The organism is Halogeometricum sp. S3BR5-2 (genome assembly GCF_031624635.1).
In the GTDB taxonomy this organism is placed as follows: Archaea; Halobacteriota; Halobacteria; order Halobacteriales; family Haloferacaceae; genus Halogeometricum; species Halogeometricum luteum.
In genome coordinates this window covers 236010-253666 of sequence record NZ_JAMQOQ010000002.1, presented here as the reverse complement: position 1 = coordinate 253666, position 17657 = coordinate 236010, and the positions used below count along the sequence as shown (strand labels likewise).

16 protein-coding genes and 1 pseudogene are annotated in these 17657 nt (G+C 69.5%); 9 read left to right on the top strand and 8 right to left on the bottom strand.

Going from position 1 to position 17657, the window contains the following annotated elements; all coding sequences use genetic code 11:
- Nucleotides 1–28: 28 nt before the first annotated feature.
- The 4 genes and pseudogenes from pan2 to NDI79_RS07655 all read right to left on the bottom strand — a co-directional run bounded on the left by pan2 (nucleotide 29) and on the right by NDI79_RS07655 (nucleotide 3425).
- Nucleotides 29–1258 carry a proteasome-activating nucleotidase Pan2 gene (gene pan2, locus NDI79_RS07670; protein WP_310927888.1) on the bottom strand — a complete coding sequence of 410 codons (1230 nt, stop codon included), beginning with the start codon at nucleotides 1256–1258 and terminating at the stop codon, nucleotides 29–31.
- A 106-nt stretch (nucleotides 1259–1364) separates the two neighbouring features.
- On the bottom strand, nucleotides 1365–2390 hold the full coding sequence (locus tag NDI79_RS07665; RefSeq protein WP_310928703.1) for a PAS domain-containing sensor histidine kinase: 1026 nt from the start codon (nucleotides 2388–2390) through the stop codon (nucleotides 1365–1367).
- 74 nt (nucleotides 2391–2464) lie between these two features.
- Nucleotides 2465–2944: pseudogene (locus tag NDI79_RS07660) on the bottom strand (deoxyuridine 5'-triphosphate nucleotidohydrolase); the annotation flags it as partial.
- 82 nt (nucleotides 2945–3026) lie between these two features.
- Entirely contained in the window at nucleotides 3027–3425 is a 399-nt protein-coding gene (locus tag NDI79_RS07655; protein ID WP_310927887.1) for a DUF7522 family protein, read from the bottom strand.
- Nucleotides 3426–3714: 289 nt separating this feature from the next.
- Here NDI79_RS07655 and NDI79_RS07650 point away from each other — a divergent pair, with 289 nt between their 5' ends.
- The 9 genes from NDI79_RS07650 to NDI79_RS07610 all read left to right on the top strand — a co-directional run bounded on the left by NDI79_RS07650 (nucleotide 3715) and on the right by NDI79_RS07610 (nucleotide 12825).
- The gene (locus NDI79_RS07650) at nucleotides 3715–5694 is read left to right on the top strand and encodes an aconitate hydratase (protein ID WP_310927886.1); all 1980 of its coding nucleotides are present in this window, start codon (nucleotides 3715–3717) and stop codon (nucleotides 5692–5694) included.
- A 248-nt stretch (nucleotides 5695–5942) separates the two neighbouring features.
- A complete protein-coding gene (gene rimI / locus NDI79_RS07645; RefSeq protein ID WP_310928702.1) occupies nucleotides 5943–6410 on the top strand; it encodes a ribosomal protein S18-alanine N-acetyltransferase in 468 nt (155 codons plus the stop codon).
- A 124-nt stretch (nucleotides 6411–6534) separates the two neighbouring features.
- Nucleotides 6535–9711, top strand: coding sequence for a bacterio-opsin activator domain-containing protein (locus tag NDI79_RS07640; protein ID WP_310927885.1), 3177 nt, complete (start codon nucleotides 6535–6537; stop codon nucleotides 9709–9711).
- A gap of 125 nt (nucleotides 9712–9836) precedes the next feature.
- Nucleotides 9837–10211 (top strand): HalOD1 output domain-containing protein, encoded by a 375-nt coding sequence (locus tag NDI79_RS07635; protein ID WP_310927884.1) that lies wholly within the window; start codon nucleotides 9837–9839, stop codon nucleotides 10209–10211.
- A gap of 131 nt (nucleotides 10212–10342) precedes the next feature.
- The gene (locus NDI79_RS07630) at nucleotides 10343–10810 is read left to right on the top strand and encodes a DUF5810 domain-containing protein (protein WP_310927883.1); all 468 of its coding nucleotides are present in this window, start codon (nucleotides 10343–10345) and stop codon (nucleotides 10808–10810) included.
- A 174-nt stretch (nucleotides 10811–10984) separates the two neighbouring features.
- Nucleotides 10985–11209, top strand: a complete 225-nt coding sequence (locus NDI79_RS07625; RefSeq protein WP_310927882.1) for a hypothetical protein — start codon at nucleotides 10985–10987, stop codon at nucleotides 11207–11209.
- 81 nt (nucleotides 11210–11290) lie between these two features.
- On the top strand, nucleotides 11291–11797 hold the full coding sequence (locus NDI79_RS07620) for a DUF5809 family protein (protein ID WP_310927881.1): 507 nt from the start codon (nucleotides 11291–11293) through the stop codon (nucleotides 11795–11797).
- A gap of 26 nt (nucleotides 11798–11823) precedes the next feature.
- Entirely contained in the window at nucleotides 11824–12387 is a 564-nt protein-coding gene (locus tag NDI79_RS07615; RefSeq protein ID WP_310927880.1) for an NUDIX hydrolase, read from the top strand.
- Between the two features lie 51 nt (nucleotides 12388–12438).
- The gene (locus NDI79_RS07610) at nucleotides 12439–12825 is read left to right on the top strand and encodes a rhodanese-like domain-containing protein (RefSeq protein WP_310927879.1); all 387 of its coding nucleotides are present in this window, start codon (nucleotides 12439–12441) and stop codon (nucleotides 12823–12825) included.
- A gap of 87 nt (nucleotides 12826–12912) precedes the next feature.
- Here NDI79_RS07610 and yciH read toward each other — a convergent pair whose 3' ends face one another.
- The 4 genes from yciH to NDI79_RS07590 all read right to left on the bottom strand — a co-directional run bounded on the left by yciH (nucleotide 12913) and on the right by NDI79_RS07590 (nucleotide 17594).
- Nucleotides 12913–13206: a stress response translation initiation inhibitor YciH gene (yciH, locus tag NDI79_RS07605; protein WP_008384152.1), complete on the bottom strand. Its 294-nt coding sequence runs from the start codon at nucleotides 13204–13206 to the stop codon at nucleotides 12913–12915.
- A gap of 140 nt (nucleotides 13207–13346) precedes the next feature.
- On the bottom strand, nucleotides 13347–15581 hold the full coding sequence (locus tag NDI79_RS07600; protein ID WP_310927878.1) for a transglutaminase TgpA family protein: 2235 nt from the start codon (nucleotides 15579–15581) through the stop codon (nucleotides 13347–13349).
- Nucleotides 15578–16615: a DUF58 domain-containing protein gene (locus NDI79_RS07595; RefSeq protein WP_310927877.1), complete on the bottom strand. Its 1038-nt coding sequence runs from the start codon at nucleotides 16613–16615 to the stop codon at nucleotides 15578–15580. The genes NDI79_RS07600 and NDI79_RS07595 overlap by 4 nt, the downstream gene beginning before the upstream one ends.
- 4 nt (nucleotides 16616–16619) lie before the next feature.
- Nucleotides 16620–17594 (bottom strand): AAA family ATPase, encoded by a 975-nt coding sequence (locus NDI79_RS07590; RefSeq protein ID WP_310927876.1) that lies wholly within the window; start codon nucleotides 17592–17594, stop codon nucleotides 16620–16622.
- Nucleotides 17595–17657: the final 63 nt, after the last annotated feature.

Genomic DNA, 17657 nt, shown 5'->3' with positions numbered 1-17657 from the left:
CCCTCGGGCGTCTCGCTCGGAGTCGGCGTCAGTACTGGTAGTCGGTGAAGCCCGGAATCGACGTCGATTCCTCGGCGTCGCGGAGTTTCTCGAGGGCGTCGTCGAAGTCCTCGCGGCGGACCTCGGTTCGCTCGTCGCGAATGGCGTACATCCCCGCCTCCGTCGTCAGCGAGGCGATGTCCGCGCCGGAGTAGCCGTCGAGTTCCTCGGCGAGTTCCTCGAAGTCCACGCCGTCGGCGACGTTCATGTTCTGGGTGTGAATCTCGAGAATCTTCACGCGACCCTCGTGGCCGGGGTTCGGCACCTCGATGAGGCGGTCGAAGCGGCCCGGTCGGAGGATGGCCTCGTCGAGCATGTCGAAGCGGTTCGTCGCCGCGATGATGCGGATTTCGCCCCTGTCGTCGAAGCCGTCCATCTCGGACAGGAGTTGCATCATCGTCCGCTGAACCTCGGCGTCGCCGGACGTCTTCGAGTCCGTGCGTTTCGAGGCGACGGCGTCTATCTCGTCGATGAAGATGACGGCGGGTTCGCGGTCGGCCGCGAGTTCGAAGAGGTCGCGGACGAGGCGGGAACCCTCGCCGATGAACTTCCGGACGAGTTCGGAGCCGGCCATCTTGATGAACGTCGCGTCCGTCTCGTTGGCGACGGCCTTCGCCAGCATCGTCTTCCCGGTGCCCGGCGGACCGTGCAGGAGGACGCCGGACGGCGGTTCGACGCCGACCTTCTCGAACATCTCGGGGTTCGTGAGGGGGTCCTCGACGGCTTCTCGGACCTCGCGGACCTGCTCGTCGATGCCGCCGATGTCGTCGTACGTCACGTCGGGCGAGGCGTCGACCTCCATCGCCTGCGCGCGGGAGTCCGTCTCGTCGTCGAGGACGGACTGGATGGCGAAGGAGTCGTTGATGGCCACCCGGTCGCCGGCCTCCACCTGCGATTCGAGGTGGGGGGAGGTGTCGGTGAGGACCTCCTGGTTGTTGCCGTGTTGCTTGATGACGACGCCGTCGTCGGTGACCTCTTCGACCGTCGCGATGTACAGAGAGGAGGTCTTCAGCGTCTCGTTGCGACGCTTCAGTTGGTCGACCTCGTCCTGCAGGTCGTCCCGACGGTCTGTCGCCTCCGAGAGGCGGTCGTCGAGTTCTCGGTTGACCTCCGTGAGACGCTCGAAGTGCTGTCTGAGCGCAGACAACCGTTCGGCGTCCGACATCTCGGGGTCGAGGTCGAGCCGAGGGCGTTCGGGAAGCGAGGGGCTTCTAGACATCTGCTACCGAGGCTTGGAGGTGCGCGTAAATGTGCCTTTGGGTACCCCGGCGGTTTTGTGACCGCCCGTCTCCGGGTGCGAACGGCCGAAACCGGCAAGTGGCGCCTCAGTCGGACGAGTCGACGCGCCGGAATCGAAGTTCGAACGCGCTACCCGTCGGGTCGCGCGGCCGGTAGCGCACCGACCCCCCGTAGAACGCCAGCAGTCGGTCGACGAAAAAGAGGCTGAGCCCCTGTCCGTGTCTGAGTTGGGACTCCTCGGTGCGGCCGAACAGGTACTCCGAGCGGTCGGCGTCGATACCCGGTCCGTCGTCCTCGACGGTCAGCGTCGCCTCCGCGTCCGTCGCCGCCGCCGACACCCACACGGTGGCCTCCTCGTCGTCGTTGTACTCGACGGCGTTCTCCACGACGGCGCCGACGGCCCGGGGAAGCGCCTCGTCCGCGAGCACCCAGAGGGGACTGTCGGGGAGGTCGAGGTGGAAGGTGACCTCGTCGTCGCACGCCGCGTGCGTTATCGGGGTCTCGTTCCGGATTTCGTCGACGACCGTCTCCACCGTCTCTCCGAGGTCCACGGGAGCGAGCACCGACGAGGAGCGTTCGAGGAGTTCGTGTAGGTCGCGGGCCGTCTCGGCCCGTTCGAGCAGTCGGTCGACGCGCCGTATCGCCCGGTCGACGAGTTCGCGCTCCGCGGGCGGGACGGCGTCCCGCACCGTCGAGAGCACGCCGCCGACGACGTTCGCGTCGTTCCGGACGTTGTGTCTGAGCACCCGGTTCAGCACGCTGACCGTCTGCTCGCTCCGACGGCGCTCCGAGAGGTCGATGAAGATGCCCGTGTAGCCGACCAGTTCGCCGTCGTCGACGAGCGGAAACGTCGTCCCGCGACCGTAGACGCGTTCCCCCGACTTCGTGACCGCCTCCAACTCCCCCTCCCACGGTTCGCCGGCGGCGAGGCGGGCGGTCATCGACTCGTACACCTCGGGGTCGTTCACGAGAAACATCGGGAGGGTCCCCAGCATCTCCTCGCGGGAGTAGCCGGTGAACTCCAGACAGGCCTGATTCACGTCGACGATGGCGAAGGACTCGTCGGTCACCACCGTCGGGTTGGGCGTTTCGTGGAGTATCAACGGATACACTTCTGGCGGTGGCGAGTTCATATCACGGTTCGGACCTATCGAGGACCGAACGTATGGAGGCGATAGAGCCGAATCTATCTTTCGGTGGAACCGACGCGTTCGCCCTGATAGCTCCCGTCGTACACGTCGTCGTGATTCGCGCGCGCGAGGACCAGTTGGGCGACGCGCGCGCCGGGTTCGAGTTCGACGTCGTAGTGGACCTGTAGCAATCCTTCGCCGCGGCCTTCGTAGCCTGCATCCCAGACAGCCGTGTTGAGCATGCAGGAGTTGCGCATGAGCGACGACCGGGGGTAGAGGAAGCCGACGTGACCCTCGGGGATGGTTATCGTCTCGGCGTACTGGAGGACGTACCCGCCCGGCGGGAGGGCGTAGACGCCGTCCGCGAGCGAGACGGACTCGCGCTCACCGATTCGCTTCCCGTCGACGCCGAGTCGTCCCGGCGCGACCTGTTCGAGCACCGACTCCAGCGTCAGGTCGACGCCGTTCGGTTGCACCTGCGAGTCGGCCGTCGGTTCAACGTGGTCGGCCACGAACGCGCCCGAGCGGAACATACCGAGGGACGTTCGAGGAGACGCAAAGCGCTGTCGTTCCGATTTCGGGACGGAGAACCGGACGGGCGGGCGACCGGCACCCGAGTCACCCCATCAGGGGGGCTATCTCCGCGTCGAGGTAGTCGATGCACCACTCCAGGTCGTCCATCGTCGCCGTCTCGCCGCCCCGGTCGATGGAGACGATGAATCCCGTCTTCTTCGGGAGCGACTTCGTCCACGCGAGGACCCACGAGTCGTCGAACACGCGGACGAACGCCCGCAGTCGACCCGCCTTGAACGCCCCCTCGGCGGTCCGACCGCTCAACTGGTGGACGATTGTGTCGTCGACGATGGACTGGCTCTCGCCGGAGTCGTACAGTTCGCGCATGTCCTCCCGCATCCGCACCTCGTGTTCCGTCGCCCCGTACTCGGTGACCACCCGCAGGTCGCCGCCGACCCGGGCGCCGATGTCGTCCCACGCTTTTTCCACGAGCGAACCGTCCATGAGCGCCGAATCGCGAGCGGAGATATCAGAGCTTTCGCTCCTCGGCGCGTCCGTCGGTCGGTTCGGTAGGGACCGTGCGGAGGACGGCGGCTACCCGACTGCTCCGCCGCGACGACGGCGCCGAGGGGGATTTCGACGGCGAGAAACGCTCGCGGCGTCGAGCCGCGATTGCACGCCGGCGCGCACGTCCATCAGTGTCTAAAGAAGATTGAGATATGCGTATAAGGGTCATACCTCCGACCTCAAACACGCGGGATTTATAATCGTAGACAGTCGAAATCAGGACGATATGGGACAGACGCTTACGGAGAAAATTCTCGACGATCACCTCGTCGAAGGGGAACTCGAACCCGGAGAGGAGATCGGAATCGAGATCGATCAGGTCCTCACGCAGGACACCACGGGTACGATGGTCTGGCTCCAGTTCGAGGCGCTCGAACTCGACGAAGTCCAGACGGAACTGGCGGCGCAGTACTGCGACCACCAGACCTACCAGTTCGACTTCAAGAACACCGACGACCACCGCTTCCTCCGGTCGGCGGCGGGCACGTACGGCGCGCACTTCTCGCGCCCCGGCAACGGCATCTGTCACAACGTCCACAAGGAGAACTTCGCCGCGCCCGGCAAGACGCTCCTCGGGTCGGACTCGCACACGCCGACGCCCGGCGGCCTCGGCGAACTCGCCATCGGCGCCGGCGGCCTCGACATCTCCGTCGCCATGGGCGGCGGCGCCTACTACGTCGAGATGCCCGAAGTCGTCAACATCCGCCTCGAAGGTGAGCTTCCCGAGTGGGCCACCGCGAAGGACGTCATCCTCGAGATGCTCCGTCAGCTTTCGGTGAAGGGCGGCGTCGGCAAGGTGTTCGAGTACACCGGTCCCGGCGCGGACTCGCTGACCGTCCCCGAGCGGACGACCATCACCAACATGGGCACGGAACTCGGCGCCACCTCGTCCATCTTCGGCACGGACGAGAAGACGAAGGACTACCTCGCCCGGCAGGACCGCGAGGACGAGTACGTCGAGCTTTCGCCCGACGAGGACGCCGAGTACGCCGACGAGATTACCATCGACCTCTCGGACCTCGAACCGCTCATCGCCAAGCCGTCGATGCCGGACAACGTCGTCCCCGTCCGCGAAGTCGCGGGCGAGTCGGTCGACCAGGTCATCGTCGGTTCCTGTACGAACGGCGGCTACGAGGACATCCTCCCGGCCGCGAAGATGCTCGAGGACCGCGAGGTCAACAAGAAGACCGAGATGATCGTCGCGCCCGGTTCGAAGCAGGCCTCCGAGATTCTCGCGCGGCAGGGCTGGACCGCCGAGATGATGGCCGCCGGGGTCAACTTCTCCGAGGCGACGTGCGGCGCCTGCATCGGCATCGGTCACGTCCCCGCCTCCGACTCCGTCTCGCTGCGGACGTTCAACCGAAACTTCGAGGGTCGCTCCGGTATCGAGGACGACAACGTCTACCTCTGCTCGCCGGAGGTCGCCGCCGCCGCGGCGCTGAAGGGCGAAATCGTCGACCCGCGCGACCTCGCCGACGAACTCGGCGACCTCGAAGCGCCGGGCATCGAACTGCCCGACAAGTACGACGGCTCGAAGGCCGACCTCATCTCGCCCGACGAGGCCGTCGACGACGAACTCATCAAGGGGCCGAACATCGGCAACGCGCCCATCGGCGAGCCCCTCGAGGCGGACATCCGCGGTGAGGCCCTCCTGAAGATGGAGGACAACATCACCACGGACCACATCATCCCGGCCACCTCGGACATCCTCAAGTTCCGCTCGAACATCGAGAAGCTCTCGGAGTTCACGCTCTCGCGCGTCGACGACACGTTCGCACAGCGCGCGATGGACGCCGACGGCGGCGTCCTCGTCGCCGGCGAGAACTACGGACAGGGCTCCTCGCGCGAGCACGCCGCCATGTGCCCGCAGTACCTCGGCATCGAGGCCGTGCTGGCGCAGTCGTTCGCCCGCATCCACAAGGCGAACCTGTTCAACTTCGGCATCCTGCCGCTCGCCATCGACGACGAGACCTACGAGAAGATAGAGCAGGGCGACGACGTCGAAGTCGTCACCGACGTCGCCGAGGCCGTCAGCGCCGGCGAGGACGAGTTCACCGTCCGCGTGAACGACGACTGGGAGGCCACCGCGACGCTCAACGCCTCCGAACGCGAGCGCCGCATCCTCGCGGCCGGCGGCAAGCTCCGCCTCACGAAGGAGCAGTACGCCGACGAGGGCGGCAGCGGCGCGACGCCCGCCGACGACTGAGCGGAGCCGACCCGACGCGAATCCGAATCCGATTTTCGTTTTTTCGACGCCGTCGCCCCGACAGTGGCGCCGCCGTCCAGCGACTTCGGTTGCGACCGCGACTCGGCCGGCGCGAGCGACCACCGCACTTTTGCGCACACCGCGCGAACAGGTAGAGAGTGAGCGAGGGAACTCCGGACGCGGGACGCGGGGCGGCCGACCGGTCGTCGGAGACCGAGAGCGACGCCGACGCGTCGGCGAGCGACCCGCTGGCGGACGTGACGGTCCGCGACGCGGAGCGCGCGGACCTGCTCGACGTGCTCCGCATCGAGAAGCGCTGTTTCACGGAACCGTGGCCGTACGCGGCGTTCGAGTCGTTTCTCAACGAACCGGGTTTCCTCGTCGCCGACCGCGAGGGGAGCGTCCTCGGGTACGTCGTCGCCGACGTGATGCCGAACCACGGCCGGGATATCGGCCACGTCAAGGACCTCGCCGTCGCGCCGGAGGCGCGCGGCCTCGGCCTCGGACGACGCCTCCTCCAACGGGGGCTGCTGGCGCTGTCGTTCGCGGGGGCCGCCGTCGTCAAACTGGAGGTCCGCGTCGGAAACAACTCGGCGCTATCGCTGTACCGGAGCGCCGGGTTCGACTCCGCCCGGCGGGTCCCGTCCTACTACGCCGACGGCGAGGACGCCTACCTCATGGTGCTCGACCTGAGCGAGTGGGGCGGGGGCGGCTGAGACCCTCGACCGCACGCGCTCTCGTAGTTCTCGTTCTCCTTCTCCTTTTCCCTCCGATTCCACTCGCACGCTCCGACTCCGTCCTGCGACAAGGTCATGTCGCTCGGTCGCACAGTACCTCCCAGTGAGCGATTCGTACACCGTCTGCGTCGTCGGCGCCCTCCCCGAGGCGTTCGACGTCGACGGCTTCGAGTCGGGGTTCGACGTCGTGACGCTGAAGTACGGTCTCGACCCGGCCGCCGCCTCGTTCGACAGCACGGTCGACTGCGTGCTCGCGTCGCGAGGCGCGGTCACGGCGACGTTCGACCCGGCGTCCGTCGCCGCGCCCGTCCTGCTTATCGCCGAGGACGACGACGGACTCGCCGAGATAGCCCTCTCGGTCGGCGTCGCGGACTACCTCGCCGTCCGCGGGACGGAGGCGGAGGCGACGTGGCTGGCGTACCGCGTCCGGACGGCCGCGGACTCCTACCGCACCGACCGAAAGCGCGCGCGCCTGGACAGACAGCAGCAGGCGCTGTCGGACCTCGGAGCGTTCGCCCTCTCCGGGCCGGCCCGCGAGGAGGTGTTCGACGAGACGGTCCGCTGTGTCTCCGAGGCCCTCGGCGTCGACAGGGTGGCGCTGTTCCGCTCGCGCGCCGAACGGGGCGACCTGTCGGTCGTCGCCGCGGAGGGGTGGCCGCAGGCGTACGTCGGCGGCGTCGCCGTCGGTCTCGACTCCGGACCGGGACGAGCGCTCGCGGAGCGCCGCTCCGTCGTGGAGAACGACCTGTCCGGCGGGGCGACGGCGCTGACGGCGAACTTCGACGCGCGGAGCGAGTTGAACGTCGTCGTCGGCGGCGCCAACGAGCCGTGGGGCGTACTCTCGGTCCACAGCCCCTCGCCCGGCGCGTTCGACGAGACGGACGCGCGCTTCGTCGAGAACGTCGCAGCGCTCATCGCCGCCGTGCTCGAACGGGAGACGTTGCGGACGACGCTGGAGGAGACGTTCGTGCGGATGGACCAGGGGTTGCTCGGCGTCGACGAGGAGTGGCGCGTCACCTACGCGAACCCGGAGGCCGAGCGACTGCTGGACCGCGCGCGGCGCGACCTGGTGGGCGAGCAGTTGTGGGAGGTGTTCGGCGAGGAGTCCGAACCGCTCCGTGACCGGTACGAGAAGGCGCTGCGGACGGGCGAGAAGGCGTCCTTCGAGTGGTACTACCCGCCGCACGACCGGTGGTACGAGATGGAGGCGTACCCCTCCTCGGCCGGCCTCTCCATCTACTTCGCCGACGTGACCGACCGGGTCGAACGCGAGATGGAACTGCTGCGCTACGAGCGGATGGTCGAGGCGGCCACCGACGGCGTCTACGCCCTCGACGCGGACCAGTACGTCGTGCAGGCCAACGAGGCGTTCGCGGAGATGTTCGACTGGGACCCGGAGGAACTCATCGGGACGCACGCCTCGGAACTCATCGGCGCGGTGGCGGCCGAAGCGGGAGCGCAAGTCCGGCGGGAGGCCGGGGAGACGAGCGAGCCCCAGCGGATGGAGTTCGAGGTCGAACTCGACGGCGGCGGCGAGATGTGGGTGGAGACCCACTTCTCGGCCATCGTCGAGGAGGAGACGGGACAGTTCGTCGGCACCGTCGGCGTCACCCGCGACGTGACCGACCGACGGCACCGCGAGCGCTCGCTCACGACGCTGCACGAGTGGACGCGCGAAATCGCGCAGGCCGAGGACGCCGGCGACGTGGTCGACCGCGCGCTAGAGGCCAGCCACGAACTGTTCGAGCCGTGCCGCGCGGCGTTCTTCGACTACGAGGCCGCGGCGCGGCGACTCGTCCGGCGCGAGGGGTCCGACCGCCTGCACGGGCGCGAGTCGGTCGACCCCGGCGAGGACCCCTGTTGGGTCGCCTTCACCGAGGAGCGGACGACCCGGACGGAGGCGGAGGGGGACGTCGTCGAGTTCGCGCCGGTCGGCCAGTACGGCGTCCTCGCCGTCGAGCGCACCGCCGAGTCGACCCCGCTCGAAACCGACAGGGAGGTGCTCAGACTGCTGGCGGCGACGACGAGCGAACTGCTCGGGAGCGTCGAAGCGAAGGAGGCGCTCCGGGACCGAGACCAGCGCCTCGGCCAGCAGAACGAGCGGCTGACGCAACTGAACCGCATCAACCGGACGGTGCGGGGGGTGACCCGCTCGGTCGTCCACGCGGCGACGATGGAGGAGGCGACGGCGCGGGCGTGCGAGCGACTCGTCGAGGCCGAACCGTACCAGTTCGCGTGGCTCTGCGAGTACCGCGAGTCGGCCGCCGAGGACGAACCGTCGATAACGCCCGTGACGACGGCGGGCGTCGAGGACGGCTACGCGGCCCGTCTGCCGGAGGTAGCGCGGACGACGCCGTTCCCCGAGTTGCTCTCGCAGGTCGCCTCGACGGGCCGCCGCGCCGTCGTCGACGACGTGCTGAACGACCCCGCGTGGGAACCGCACCGGCGCGACGCGCTTTCGCGGGGGTTCCGGTCGCTCGCCGTCGTCCCGGCCGGCGAGGACAGACTCCTCGTGGTCCACGGCACGCGCCCGGAGACGTTCGTCGGCGAGGACGGCGACGTGCTCGTCGAGTTGGGCGAGACGCTCGGCGCCGTCATCGACCAACTGGGCCGGTCCCGCCCCGTCTTCGGCAACCAGCAGACGGAGGTCGAGTTGGAGATACGCGACGACCGGCAGTTCCTCATCCGCCTCTCGGAGGCGACGGGGCACCCGGCGACGGTGACGGGGGTTGTCCCGACGACGGAGGGGGAGTACCGGGCGTTCGTCCGCACCGTCGCGCCCCGAGAGGCGGCGGCGGAAGCGCTCCCCGCGGGCACCGTCGTCCGCGAACTGACCGACGAGGACGACGAGGAGCACCTCTACGAGATACGACCCTCCGACACGACGCCGTTCGAGACGCTGTACGCGGAGCGGGGGAGACTCCACGAGATGCGGGCCGACGGCGGCGTCTGCACGGTGACGCTGACGATTCCCTCCGACGTGAGCGTCCGGTCGGTGGTGGAGGCGTTCGACGCCGTCCACCCGGGGACGTCGCTCGCCGCTCGGCGGACCGTGACCGAGACGCCGGAAACGAGACAGGGCTTCCGCGCCCGCCTCGACGAGGTGTGGACCGAGCGTCAGCGCGAGGCCATCTCGGCCGCCCTCCACGGCGGCCTCTACCAGTGGCCGCGGAAGACGTCCGTCTCGACGCTCGCGGAGGCGTTCGACATCTCCTCTCCGACGTTCCAGTACCACCTGCGGGCGGCCGAGCGGAAACTGCTCGAACTCGTGTTGGAGTGAGCGTCGAAGGCGTGGTACTATTCGAATAGGGTCGTCACGAGCGCGCACTATACTGTAGTAGTGACGAAGACTATTACCCGAGAACCGAACAGTAAGATGTCGGCGTGGGGGCCGACGAGAGAACCATGGATGACGCAATGACACACGAGGCGGAACCGAAACTGAACGAAACGTCCAAGATAGTCGTCGAGCACGACTGGGACGGAGGGGACTGCCTCGCAGTCACGATTGCCCGCGCCGCCGCCGAGGCGTGGACCGGAAACCCGGACGACGCCATGACGCTCCCGCCCGTCGGGAGCGTCGTCGACCCCGACGCACTGGAGTCGCTGTTCGCGCCGACGCGCAACCGCGGTCGCCCCGCGACGGACGGCGGTCACCCGACCGCCGACGAAGGCGCGTCGCCGTCCCGCGTGCGCTTCACGTACGTGGGCTACAACGTCACGATATCCGAGGACGGCGTCGTCGTCGTCGAGGACCCGACCTCGGCGGGCGAAGCCTGATTCGGGTTCGCGTCCCCACCCGCTGACGCTCTGGGGGGAGCACGGGGGAAAGAAGGGAAAGGGGGGAACACGGCCGGGCATTCGACCAATCGACCGCACGACCCTTGTACCGCGATACCCAACCGACGAGCATGGGCTACGCGTGTCCCGTCTGCGACGTGCCGCAACAGGACGGAGAACACTTAGCGAACCACATGGCGTTCACCGCGATGACCTACGGCGACGACCACGAGTCGTGGTTGGACGAACACGTGCCCGAGTGGTCGTCGTCCGGACCTGCGGAACTCGCCCCGGAGGTGGCGGAACTCGCCGAGGAGGCGCCCTACGACACGGTGTTCGAGGACACCGTCCACGACCACGCCGGGCACGCGCACGACGGCGACTCGCTGTTCGAGGAGGGGAGCGCGGGCGCCGGCGCGACCGACCGCGTCGACGCCGCCGACGCCCGAGAGCGCGGCGCCGGAGCGCTCGACGCCGAGGCGCAGGCGGTCCTCGACGAGGCGCGGGAGATGACCCGCGAGATGCTCGGCGAGGGGGACGACGACGACGACGACGGCGAATCGGCGGACGACGGGTCGTCGGACGACGCCGGTTCGTGAGGACCGCCGGTACCGACGAGCGGTCTCGACCGGTGTCGGCGATTCCGTCCTTCTCGGCTTACGGCGCCCGATAACGGGGCCGAACTGTTCTCGAGCACGGCGGAGACCCACTCGAAAGGAGTCGGGTCGTCTGCCGGACGATACAAGCGGGTGGGCTCGCTACGGGCGGTACCGATGAAACGACGCGCCGGAGCGCTCACAGCGGGCATCGTCTTGGTCTTCCTCAGCGCCGTCGCCGTCGACGCCGGCGCTCTCACGGTTCTGGGTCCGCCGACCGCGATTCAGCTCGGCGCGCTCGACCGTCTGACGGAACTCGTTCGGGGTCTCGACCGGTTCCTCGAAGCCGTCCTCGACCTCCTGCGGACGCTCACCAGACTGTTCGGTGAGGGCGGGGACTGAGCCGGTCGGGGCGTGGAAACGGGACCGGACGTGGGCGCGCCGACCGAAAGCGGTTCCACTTCTCGGACGGATTCGACGAACATGGAGACAGAGGGTTCGTTCGCACCCGAGACGGAGGCGGAGGCGCGCGCGGCGTTCGAGTCGGCCGGCCCGACCGCACGGCAGGTCGTCCGCGAGGCGGCCAGGGCGATGTCGTTCGACCGCGAGGAGTACCGAGAGCGCGTCACGGGCGACGTGGTGGAGACGGCACGGAACGTGCTGTTCGCCGACCGACTGTGCGTGCGGGTCGGCACGCGCGAGGAGTTCGACGCGTGGGCCGATGAGCACCCCGAGTACGAGGTGACGGAGGCGGGCAGTCCGAACGTCGAGCGCGTCGTCTGGCACGCCGCCCCCTTCGCGAAGGAAGCCGTCGCCGCGACGTACCAGAACGAACGAGAGGCGGCCGTCGGCACGCTTCGCAGACAGGCGTTCTCGCGGCTCTACCGGCCGCGGTTCGAAGACGGGGGCGACGACGAGAGGGAGGAGAGAGACACGGAATCCGCGGACGGACCGGGAGCGGAACCCGAGGAGACCGGTCCGGAGAGTTAAGCCGCGAGCGACCGCACCGTCGCACGATGAACGGAGACGGACGCCGACACGAGGAGTTGCCCGACCCGGAGTGGCCCGTCCTGGAGACCGAAGTCGAGTACGAGACGGGGTGGTTCACCGGCGGTTACGACCTCGTCGAGCAACCGAACGGGAGCACGAAGCGCTACTACTGGGCGGAACTCGCCTCGGCCGTCGTCGTCGTCGCCGTGCAGGACGGGCAGATGGTGTTCGTCGAGCAGTACCGCCCGACGGTCCGGGAGACGCAGTTGGAACTGCCCGCCGGCATCGTCGAGGGCGGGGAGTCGTACACGCAGGCGGCCGAGCGCGAACTCCGCGAGGAGACGGGGTTCGAGGCGTCGAGCAGTTCGCTCGTCGAGGAGTTCTGGTGTTCGACGGGGCTGCTCCGCCATCGCCGCGCGTTCGTGTTCTGCGAGGGCCTCTCGCCCGTCGGCCGCGAGTTGGACGACAACGAGTTCCTGTCGGTCCGGTCGGTACCCGTCGAGGAGGCCCTCGACGTGGCGCGGGCGGACCCGACGAACGACGCGACGGTGGAGGGCGTCCTCCTCGCGCGCGAGGACGGACTGCTGTAGTCGACATCCGCCACCCGCACGCTTATCTCCCGGCGTCCGCTCCCCCCTGACGTGGACGACGAGATAGACCCCGCGGAAGTCGAATCGCTGCTCGACGGCGCGGACGCCCCGCGCGTCGTGGACATCCGGTCGCCGGAGACGTTCGACCGGGGTCACATCCCCGGCAGCGAGAACGTGCCGTTCGCGGAGTTGCCGGACCGCGTCGCCGACTTCGAGGGCGAAGAGCGCATCGTCACCGTCTGCCCGCACGGGAAGGCGAGCGTGCAGGCCGCCCGCCTCATCGGGTCGTACGAGGGGACCGCCGACGCCCGCGTCGAGAGCATGCGCGGCGGCCTCGAAGCGTGGGAGGGACCGCTCGACGCAGCCGAATCCGACGACGAGGCCGGAGCAGACGGTGAGGCGACGTCCGCCGACGAGGGGCCGGACGCGCCGTTCTGACCGTCTTCGAGGAGAGTCACGAGAAGCGCGGCTCGCGGCGCGAAAAAACGGAGAATCGGAACGCTCGGAGTAGTCGAGGGTGAACGGTCAGGCGACGTTGAAGCCCTTGTTGCGGAGGAAGTCCTCCACGCGGCCGGTGTGATTGCCCTGGAGTTCGATGGAACCGTCCTCCACCGTCCCGCCGCAGGCGAACTTCGACTTCAGGTCGGAGGACAAACTGTCCATATCGACGTCTCGCGGGTCGAACCCTTCGATGACCGTTACCTCTTTTCCGTAGCGGCGCTCGTCGATGCGGATGGTGATCTCCTGGGACTCTTTGGCGACGTCCTCGCAGACGCAGAGTTCCTCAGGGAGCCCGCACGTCGAGCAGACTTCCGACATTACAATCTGAACGTACAAGATGGGGATATTAAACAGTATCGGGAGTCCGCCTCGCGCGCACACTCGTCCCAGCAGGCGATTTCGGCCGTTCCACGAGGGCAACGCCGGCCGTGGCGAACGGTCGGGGTTCGACTCCCCGCTCAGCGGAACAGTCGGCCGACGACCGGCGTCGACTCGCGCACGAGTCTCGTCACGACGGCCGCGGCGTCGTCCGCCTCCGCGCGCGAGACGCCGTCGCCGTAGCGGGCGCGCTCGTAGGCCTCGCCGACCCGGACCGCCTCGCCGTCGAGGCCGACCCGGGAGAGCGAGCGGAGGTACGCACGCGGCGTCTCGCCGGTCCGTCGCGGGCGGTACTCCCGTTCGAGCAGGTACTCCAGCCGTCGGTACGCGCGGACCGCGTCGTCCTCGGGCGTCTCCCCGCCGCCGCCGTACCGGAGCCACAGCGCCCGGTACGCGCGGTCGGTGAGGCCCGCCCGCCGCGCGCCGGCGACCAGTCCGACGACGGCGACGAGACCGACGACGAGCGTCCGCCGCGGCGGCAGGTCGGGAATCGGCGACCCGCCGCCGTCGGCGGTGGTCGTCGCGCCGACGCCGGGAATCGACCCGTCGCCCGGCGTCACGACGCCGCCGGGGGCGACGGCGCTCGACTCGGCCGACGTACCGCTCTCGTCGGCGGCGCCATCGCTCGTCTCGGGCGTCGGCGTCGGGGTGGGCGTCGGCGTCGCCGTCTCCTCGGAGGACTCCACGTCGACGCCGGTCTGGCCGCTCTGTCTGGCCTCCGCGAGGCGGGCGCTCTCGGCCGTCTCGCGGGGACCGCTCGGCGTCGGGTCGAAGCGGACCCAGCCCACGTCCTCGAAGTACACCTGCACCCACGCGTGCGCGTCGAGGCCGCGGACGACGTACTCGTCCTCGGCGACCTGCTGTCCCGTCGTGTAGCCCGTGACGAGTCGCGCGGGCACGTCCTGCGCCCTGAGCATGGCGACCATCGTCGTCGCGTAGTAGGTGCAGTAGCCCGCGTCCATCTCGAAGAGGAACGAGTCGGCGATGTCGCCCGAGGGCTCCGGCACCGACAGCGAGTAGCGCTTCTCCGATTCGAGGTACTCCTCGACGGCGACGGCCTTGTCGTAGGCGTTGTCCTCGCCGCCGGCGACCTGCGCGGCCCGCTCTCGCACCCGGTCGGAGGTGCTGTCGGGGAGTTGCAGGTAGCGCTCCTCTATCTCGTCGGGGTAGTCGGTGCCGGAGCGGCGCAGTTGCTCGGTCGTGTGCAGGGGCATCTCGCTGGTGACGCGGTAGGAGTTGCCCAGCCGTAGCGGCGCCGTCGGGCGGATGTTACCCTGCGTCGTCACCTCGGCGTCGGAGGCGATTGGGCCCTGAAGGTCGACGGGCTTCCACGCCGCCGGGACGATGGACAGAGAGCCCTCCGCGGTGACCTGCTGCTCGACGGTCCGGGAGGCGCCGGGCGGCCCGCGCAACCGCCCCTCGTAGGGGTTGGCGTTACCAGTCCTGACCCAGCCGTCGCCGGTGTAGCGGTCGTACGCGGCCGTCTGCCAGTAGGAGGGCCGGTCGCTCTCGACGGTGAAACGCACCTGCGGGGAGAGTCGGATGCTGCCGACGACGTTCAGTCGGTCCTGCGCGTCGACGAGGCTCCCCTCGACGGTGGGCGACCCGCGGTTCGGAAGCAGGGGCGCGGCGCCCGCGCCGGGGACGACTGACACCGTCGCCGAGAGCACGATCATCGCCGCCAGCACCATCGTCAACACGTCCAACTGGGCGACGCCCGCGTCGTAGCGGTCGAGCGTCGCGGCCGCGACGGCCACCGCGCCGCCGGCGACGCCGACGAGCGTGGTCACCTGCCCCGCGTCGCCCGTGAGGACGAACAGGCCGAGGGCGACGCCGCCGACGACGACGGCCCCGACGTAGCGGCGGCGGACGGCGAGATACCACGATAGGAACACCGGCCCCGGCGCGACGGCCATCGCCCAGACGCCCGCCCCCGTGAGACGCAGGATGGAGAGCCCGGTGAGCAGCGCGACGGTGTCCGAGAGGAGGCGGTCGGGCGTCAGCAGTTGAATCTGGCTCTGCGGTAGCGCCAGCACGTAGACGGCGAACCCGCCGGCGAGGAGGGCGCCGGTGACGGCGACGGCCGTCCGGACGCCGACGAGAGAGCCGACGACGGTGGCGAGGACGAGCGACCCGAGGACGACGACGAGCAGTCGCGAGCGGCCCCCCACCACGTTCGTGACGTAGAGCAGGACGCTCACGTACGACCACGTGAGGACGAGGACGCCGAGCAGGGCGACGGCGCGCGGGGCGGCCTCGGAGTCGCGGAGGCCGTCGAACCGGCCGGCGGTCTCGGGTCCGGGTTCGGCGCTCACGCGACCGCCTCCTCGGACCGCTCGTCGGCCGACTCCGCGGCGGGGGGCGTCCGTCGCCCGTCGGGGTCGACGGAGGGGGCCGACTCATCGACGACGAGGCGGTCGAACGTCGTCTCGGTGTCGCCGAAGCGGACGTGAGTGGCCGACTCGTTCGCTCGGACGACCACGTCCGCCCCCTCGTCGGGAACGGGGCCGGCCTCGGCGCGGGCGAGGTGTCCGAGCAGGGGGGCGTCGTCGCCCGCCGCCGCCTCGACGACGCCGGAGGGCGTCGACAGCGTGACGGGCACGCCCGACCTGACGAAGGCGAGACAGAGCGTCGCCGCGGCCTCGGCCATCTCGTCGTCGGCGCCGCGCGCGCCGCCGGCGGCGATGCGAATCGCGGAGGCGTCCGACTCGGCGACGAACTCCTTGACGATGAGGTCGCCGCGCTTCGCCGAGGATTTCCAGTGCACGTCGCGCAGGGAGTCCCCGCGGACGTACTCGCGGAGCCTGTCGAACTCCTCGCGGCGCGAGGAGAACTCGGCGTCGTGCAGCGCCCAGAGGTCGTTGCGGGCCCCGGACGAGAGGCGGCGGACGCGGGGGAACACCAACACGGCGTCGGTGCCCGAGGCGACGAGTTCCCGTTCGGCCAACCCGAGCACGTCGGTGGCGACGACGGCGACGGGGCCGAGTCGGTGCTCGCCGCGCGAGCGGTAGGTCACCTCGTAGGAGACGGGGTCGCCGCCGACGAGGGCGTCCGCCTCGGCGTCGCCGTCGACGCCGGGCGGGAGCGAGTCGACGACGCGCGCCGGGTACGGGCGGTCGACGTCGAACGAGAGCGTGACCTCCCCCGTCTCGTCGGGGAAGCCGTCGGCGGGGAGCGTCCGCTCGACCGTCGGCGTCGCGGCGAGGCGGACCTGTAGGAGGGCGGCCGCGAGGGCGACGCCGGTCGGCAGGACGAGGGCGTTGAGCGCGCGCGGCCCGAAGCGGAGACCGAGGGCGAAGCCGACGGCGACCACGGCGCAGACCGCGTACCCGCGTCGAGTCAACCGCATCGCGCTACTCGACCGCCACCGCGTCGAGGGCGCGGTCGACGACCGACGCGCCGGTGTCGTCGCCGTCGGTGCGGACGCGGTGCGCCCAGACGCTCGGCGCCTCGGCCTGCACGTCGTCGGGGACGACGTAGTCGCGGCCCTCGAAGACGGCGCGGGCCTGCGCGGCGCGGACGAGGGCGATGGCGCCGCGGGGACTCGCGCCGAGTTGGGCGTGCTGGCGCGTGTAGCCCGCGAGGCGCGACACGTAGGCGCGGACGGGTTCGCGGACGGTCACCTGCGAGACGGTCCGGCGAGCCTGCAGTACGTCCTCGGTGGAGGCGACGGGGTCCAGCGAGTCGATGGGGTGGTCGCCGGTGACCCGGCCGAGCAGTTCCGTCTCGTCGGCTTCGGAGGGGTAGCCCAGTCGTATCTTCTTCATGAAGCGGTCTATCTCGGCGATGGGCAGTTCGTACGTTCGACCCGGTTCCACGTCGTTCTGCGTGGCGATGACCGTGAACGGGTTCGGCACCTCTCGGGTCGTCCCGTCGACGGTCACCTGCTCTTCTTCCATCACTTCGAGGAGGGAGGCCTGCGTCTTCGGCGGCGCGCGGTTTATCTCGTCGCCGAGGACGACGTTGGCGAAGACGGGTCCCCGCTGGAACTCGAACTCGCGGGTCTGCTGGTTGAACACGCTCACCCCGGTCACGTCGGAGGGGAGGAGGTCCGGCGTGAACTGCACGCGTTTGAACGACCCGCCGAGCGACACCGCGACGGACCGCGCGAGCATCGTCTTCCCCACGCCCGGCACGTCCTCCAAGAGCAAGTGACCCCGAGCGAGAACGGCGATGAGAATGTTTTCGATGGCGTCCCGTTGGCCGACGATGACGCGTTCGACGTTCTCCGTGATCCGGGTCGCGAGGTCGGCGGCGTCCTCGACCGGGAGCGGAGAGATGGCTGTTGCCTCCGGTTTCGAGTCAGGTACTGCGTCTGCGTCGGTCATGTATCAGGGGTTGAGAAGGCGGTCGAATCGGCGGCGGAACTCTCGCATCCCCGTGAAAGTCCC

What these genes read in the sequence shown, in the direction of transcription:
- NDI79_RS07590 (WP_310927876.1), bottom strand. Translation starts at nt 17,594, where the DNA reads ATGACCGACGCAGACGCAGTACCTGACTCGAAACCGGAGGCAACAGCC.
- NDI79_RS07655 (WP_310927887.1), bottom strand. Translation starts at nt 3,425, where the DNA reads ATGGACGGTTCGCTCGTGGAAAAAGCGTGGGACGACATCGGCGCCCGG.
- pan2 (WP_310927888.1), bottom strand. Translation starts at nt 1,258, where the DNA reads ATGTCTAGAAGCCCCTCGCTTCCCGAACGCCCTCGGCTCGACCTCGAC.
- NDI79_RS07615 (WP_310927880.1), top strand. Translation starts at nt 11,824, where the DNA reads ATGAACGGAGACGGACGCCGACACGAGGAGTTGCCCGACCCGGAGTGG.
- NDI79_RS07620 (WP_310927881.1), top strand. Translation starts at nt 11,291, where the DNA reads ATGGAGACAGAGGGTTCGTTCGCACCCGAGACGGAGGCGGAGGCGCGC.
- NDI79_RS07625 (WP_310927882.1), top strand. Translation starts at nt 10,985, where the DNA reads ATGAAACGACGCGCCGGAGCGCTCACAGCGGGCATCGTCTTGGTCTTC.
- NDI79_RS07635 (WP_310927884.1), top strand. Translation starts at nt 9,837, where the DNA reads ATGGATGACGCAATGACACACGAGGCGGAACCGAAACTGAACGAAACG.
- NDI79_RS07595 (WP_310927877.1), bottom strand. Translation starts at nt 16,615, where the DNA reads ATGCGGTTGACTCGACGCGGGTACGCGGTCTGCGCCGTGGTCGCCGTC.
- yciH (WP_008384152.1), bottom strand. Translation starts at nt 13,206, where the DNA reads ATGTCGGAAGTCTGCTCGACGTGCGGGCTCCCTGAGGAACTCTGCGTC.
- NDI79_RS07630 (WP_310927883.1), top strand. Translation starts at nt 10,343, where the DNA reads ATGGGCTACGCGTGTCCCGTCTGCGACGTGCCGCAACAGGACGGAGAA.
- NDI79_RS07650 (WP_310927886.1), top strand. Translation starts at nt 3,715, where the DNA reads ATGGGACAGACGCTTACGGAGAAAATTCTCGACGATCACCTCGTCGAA.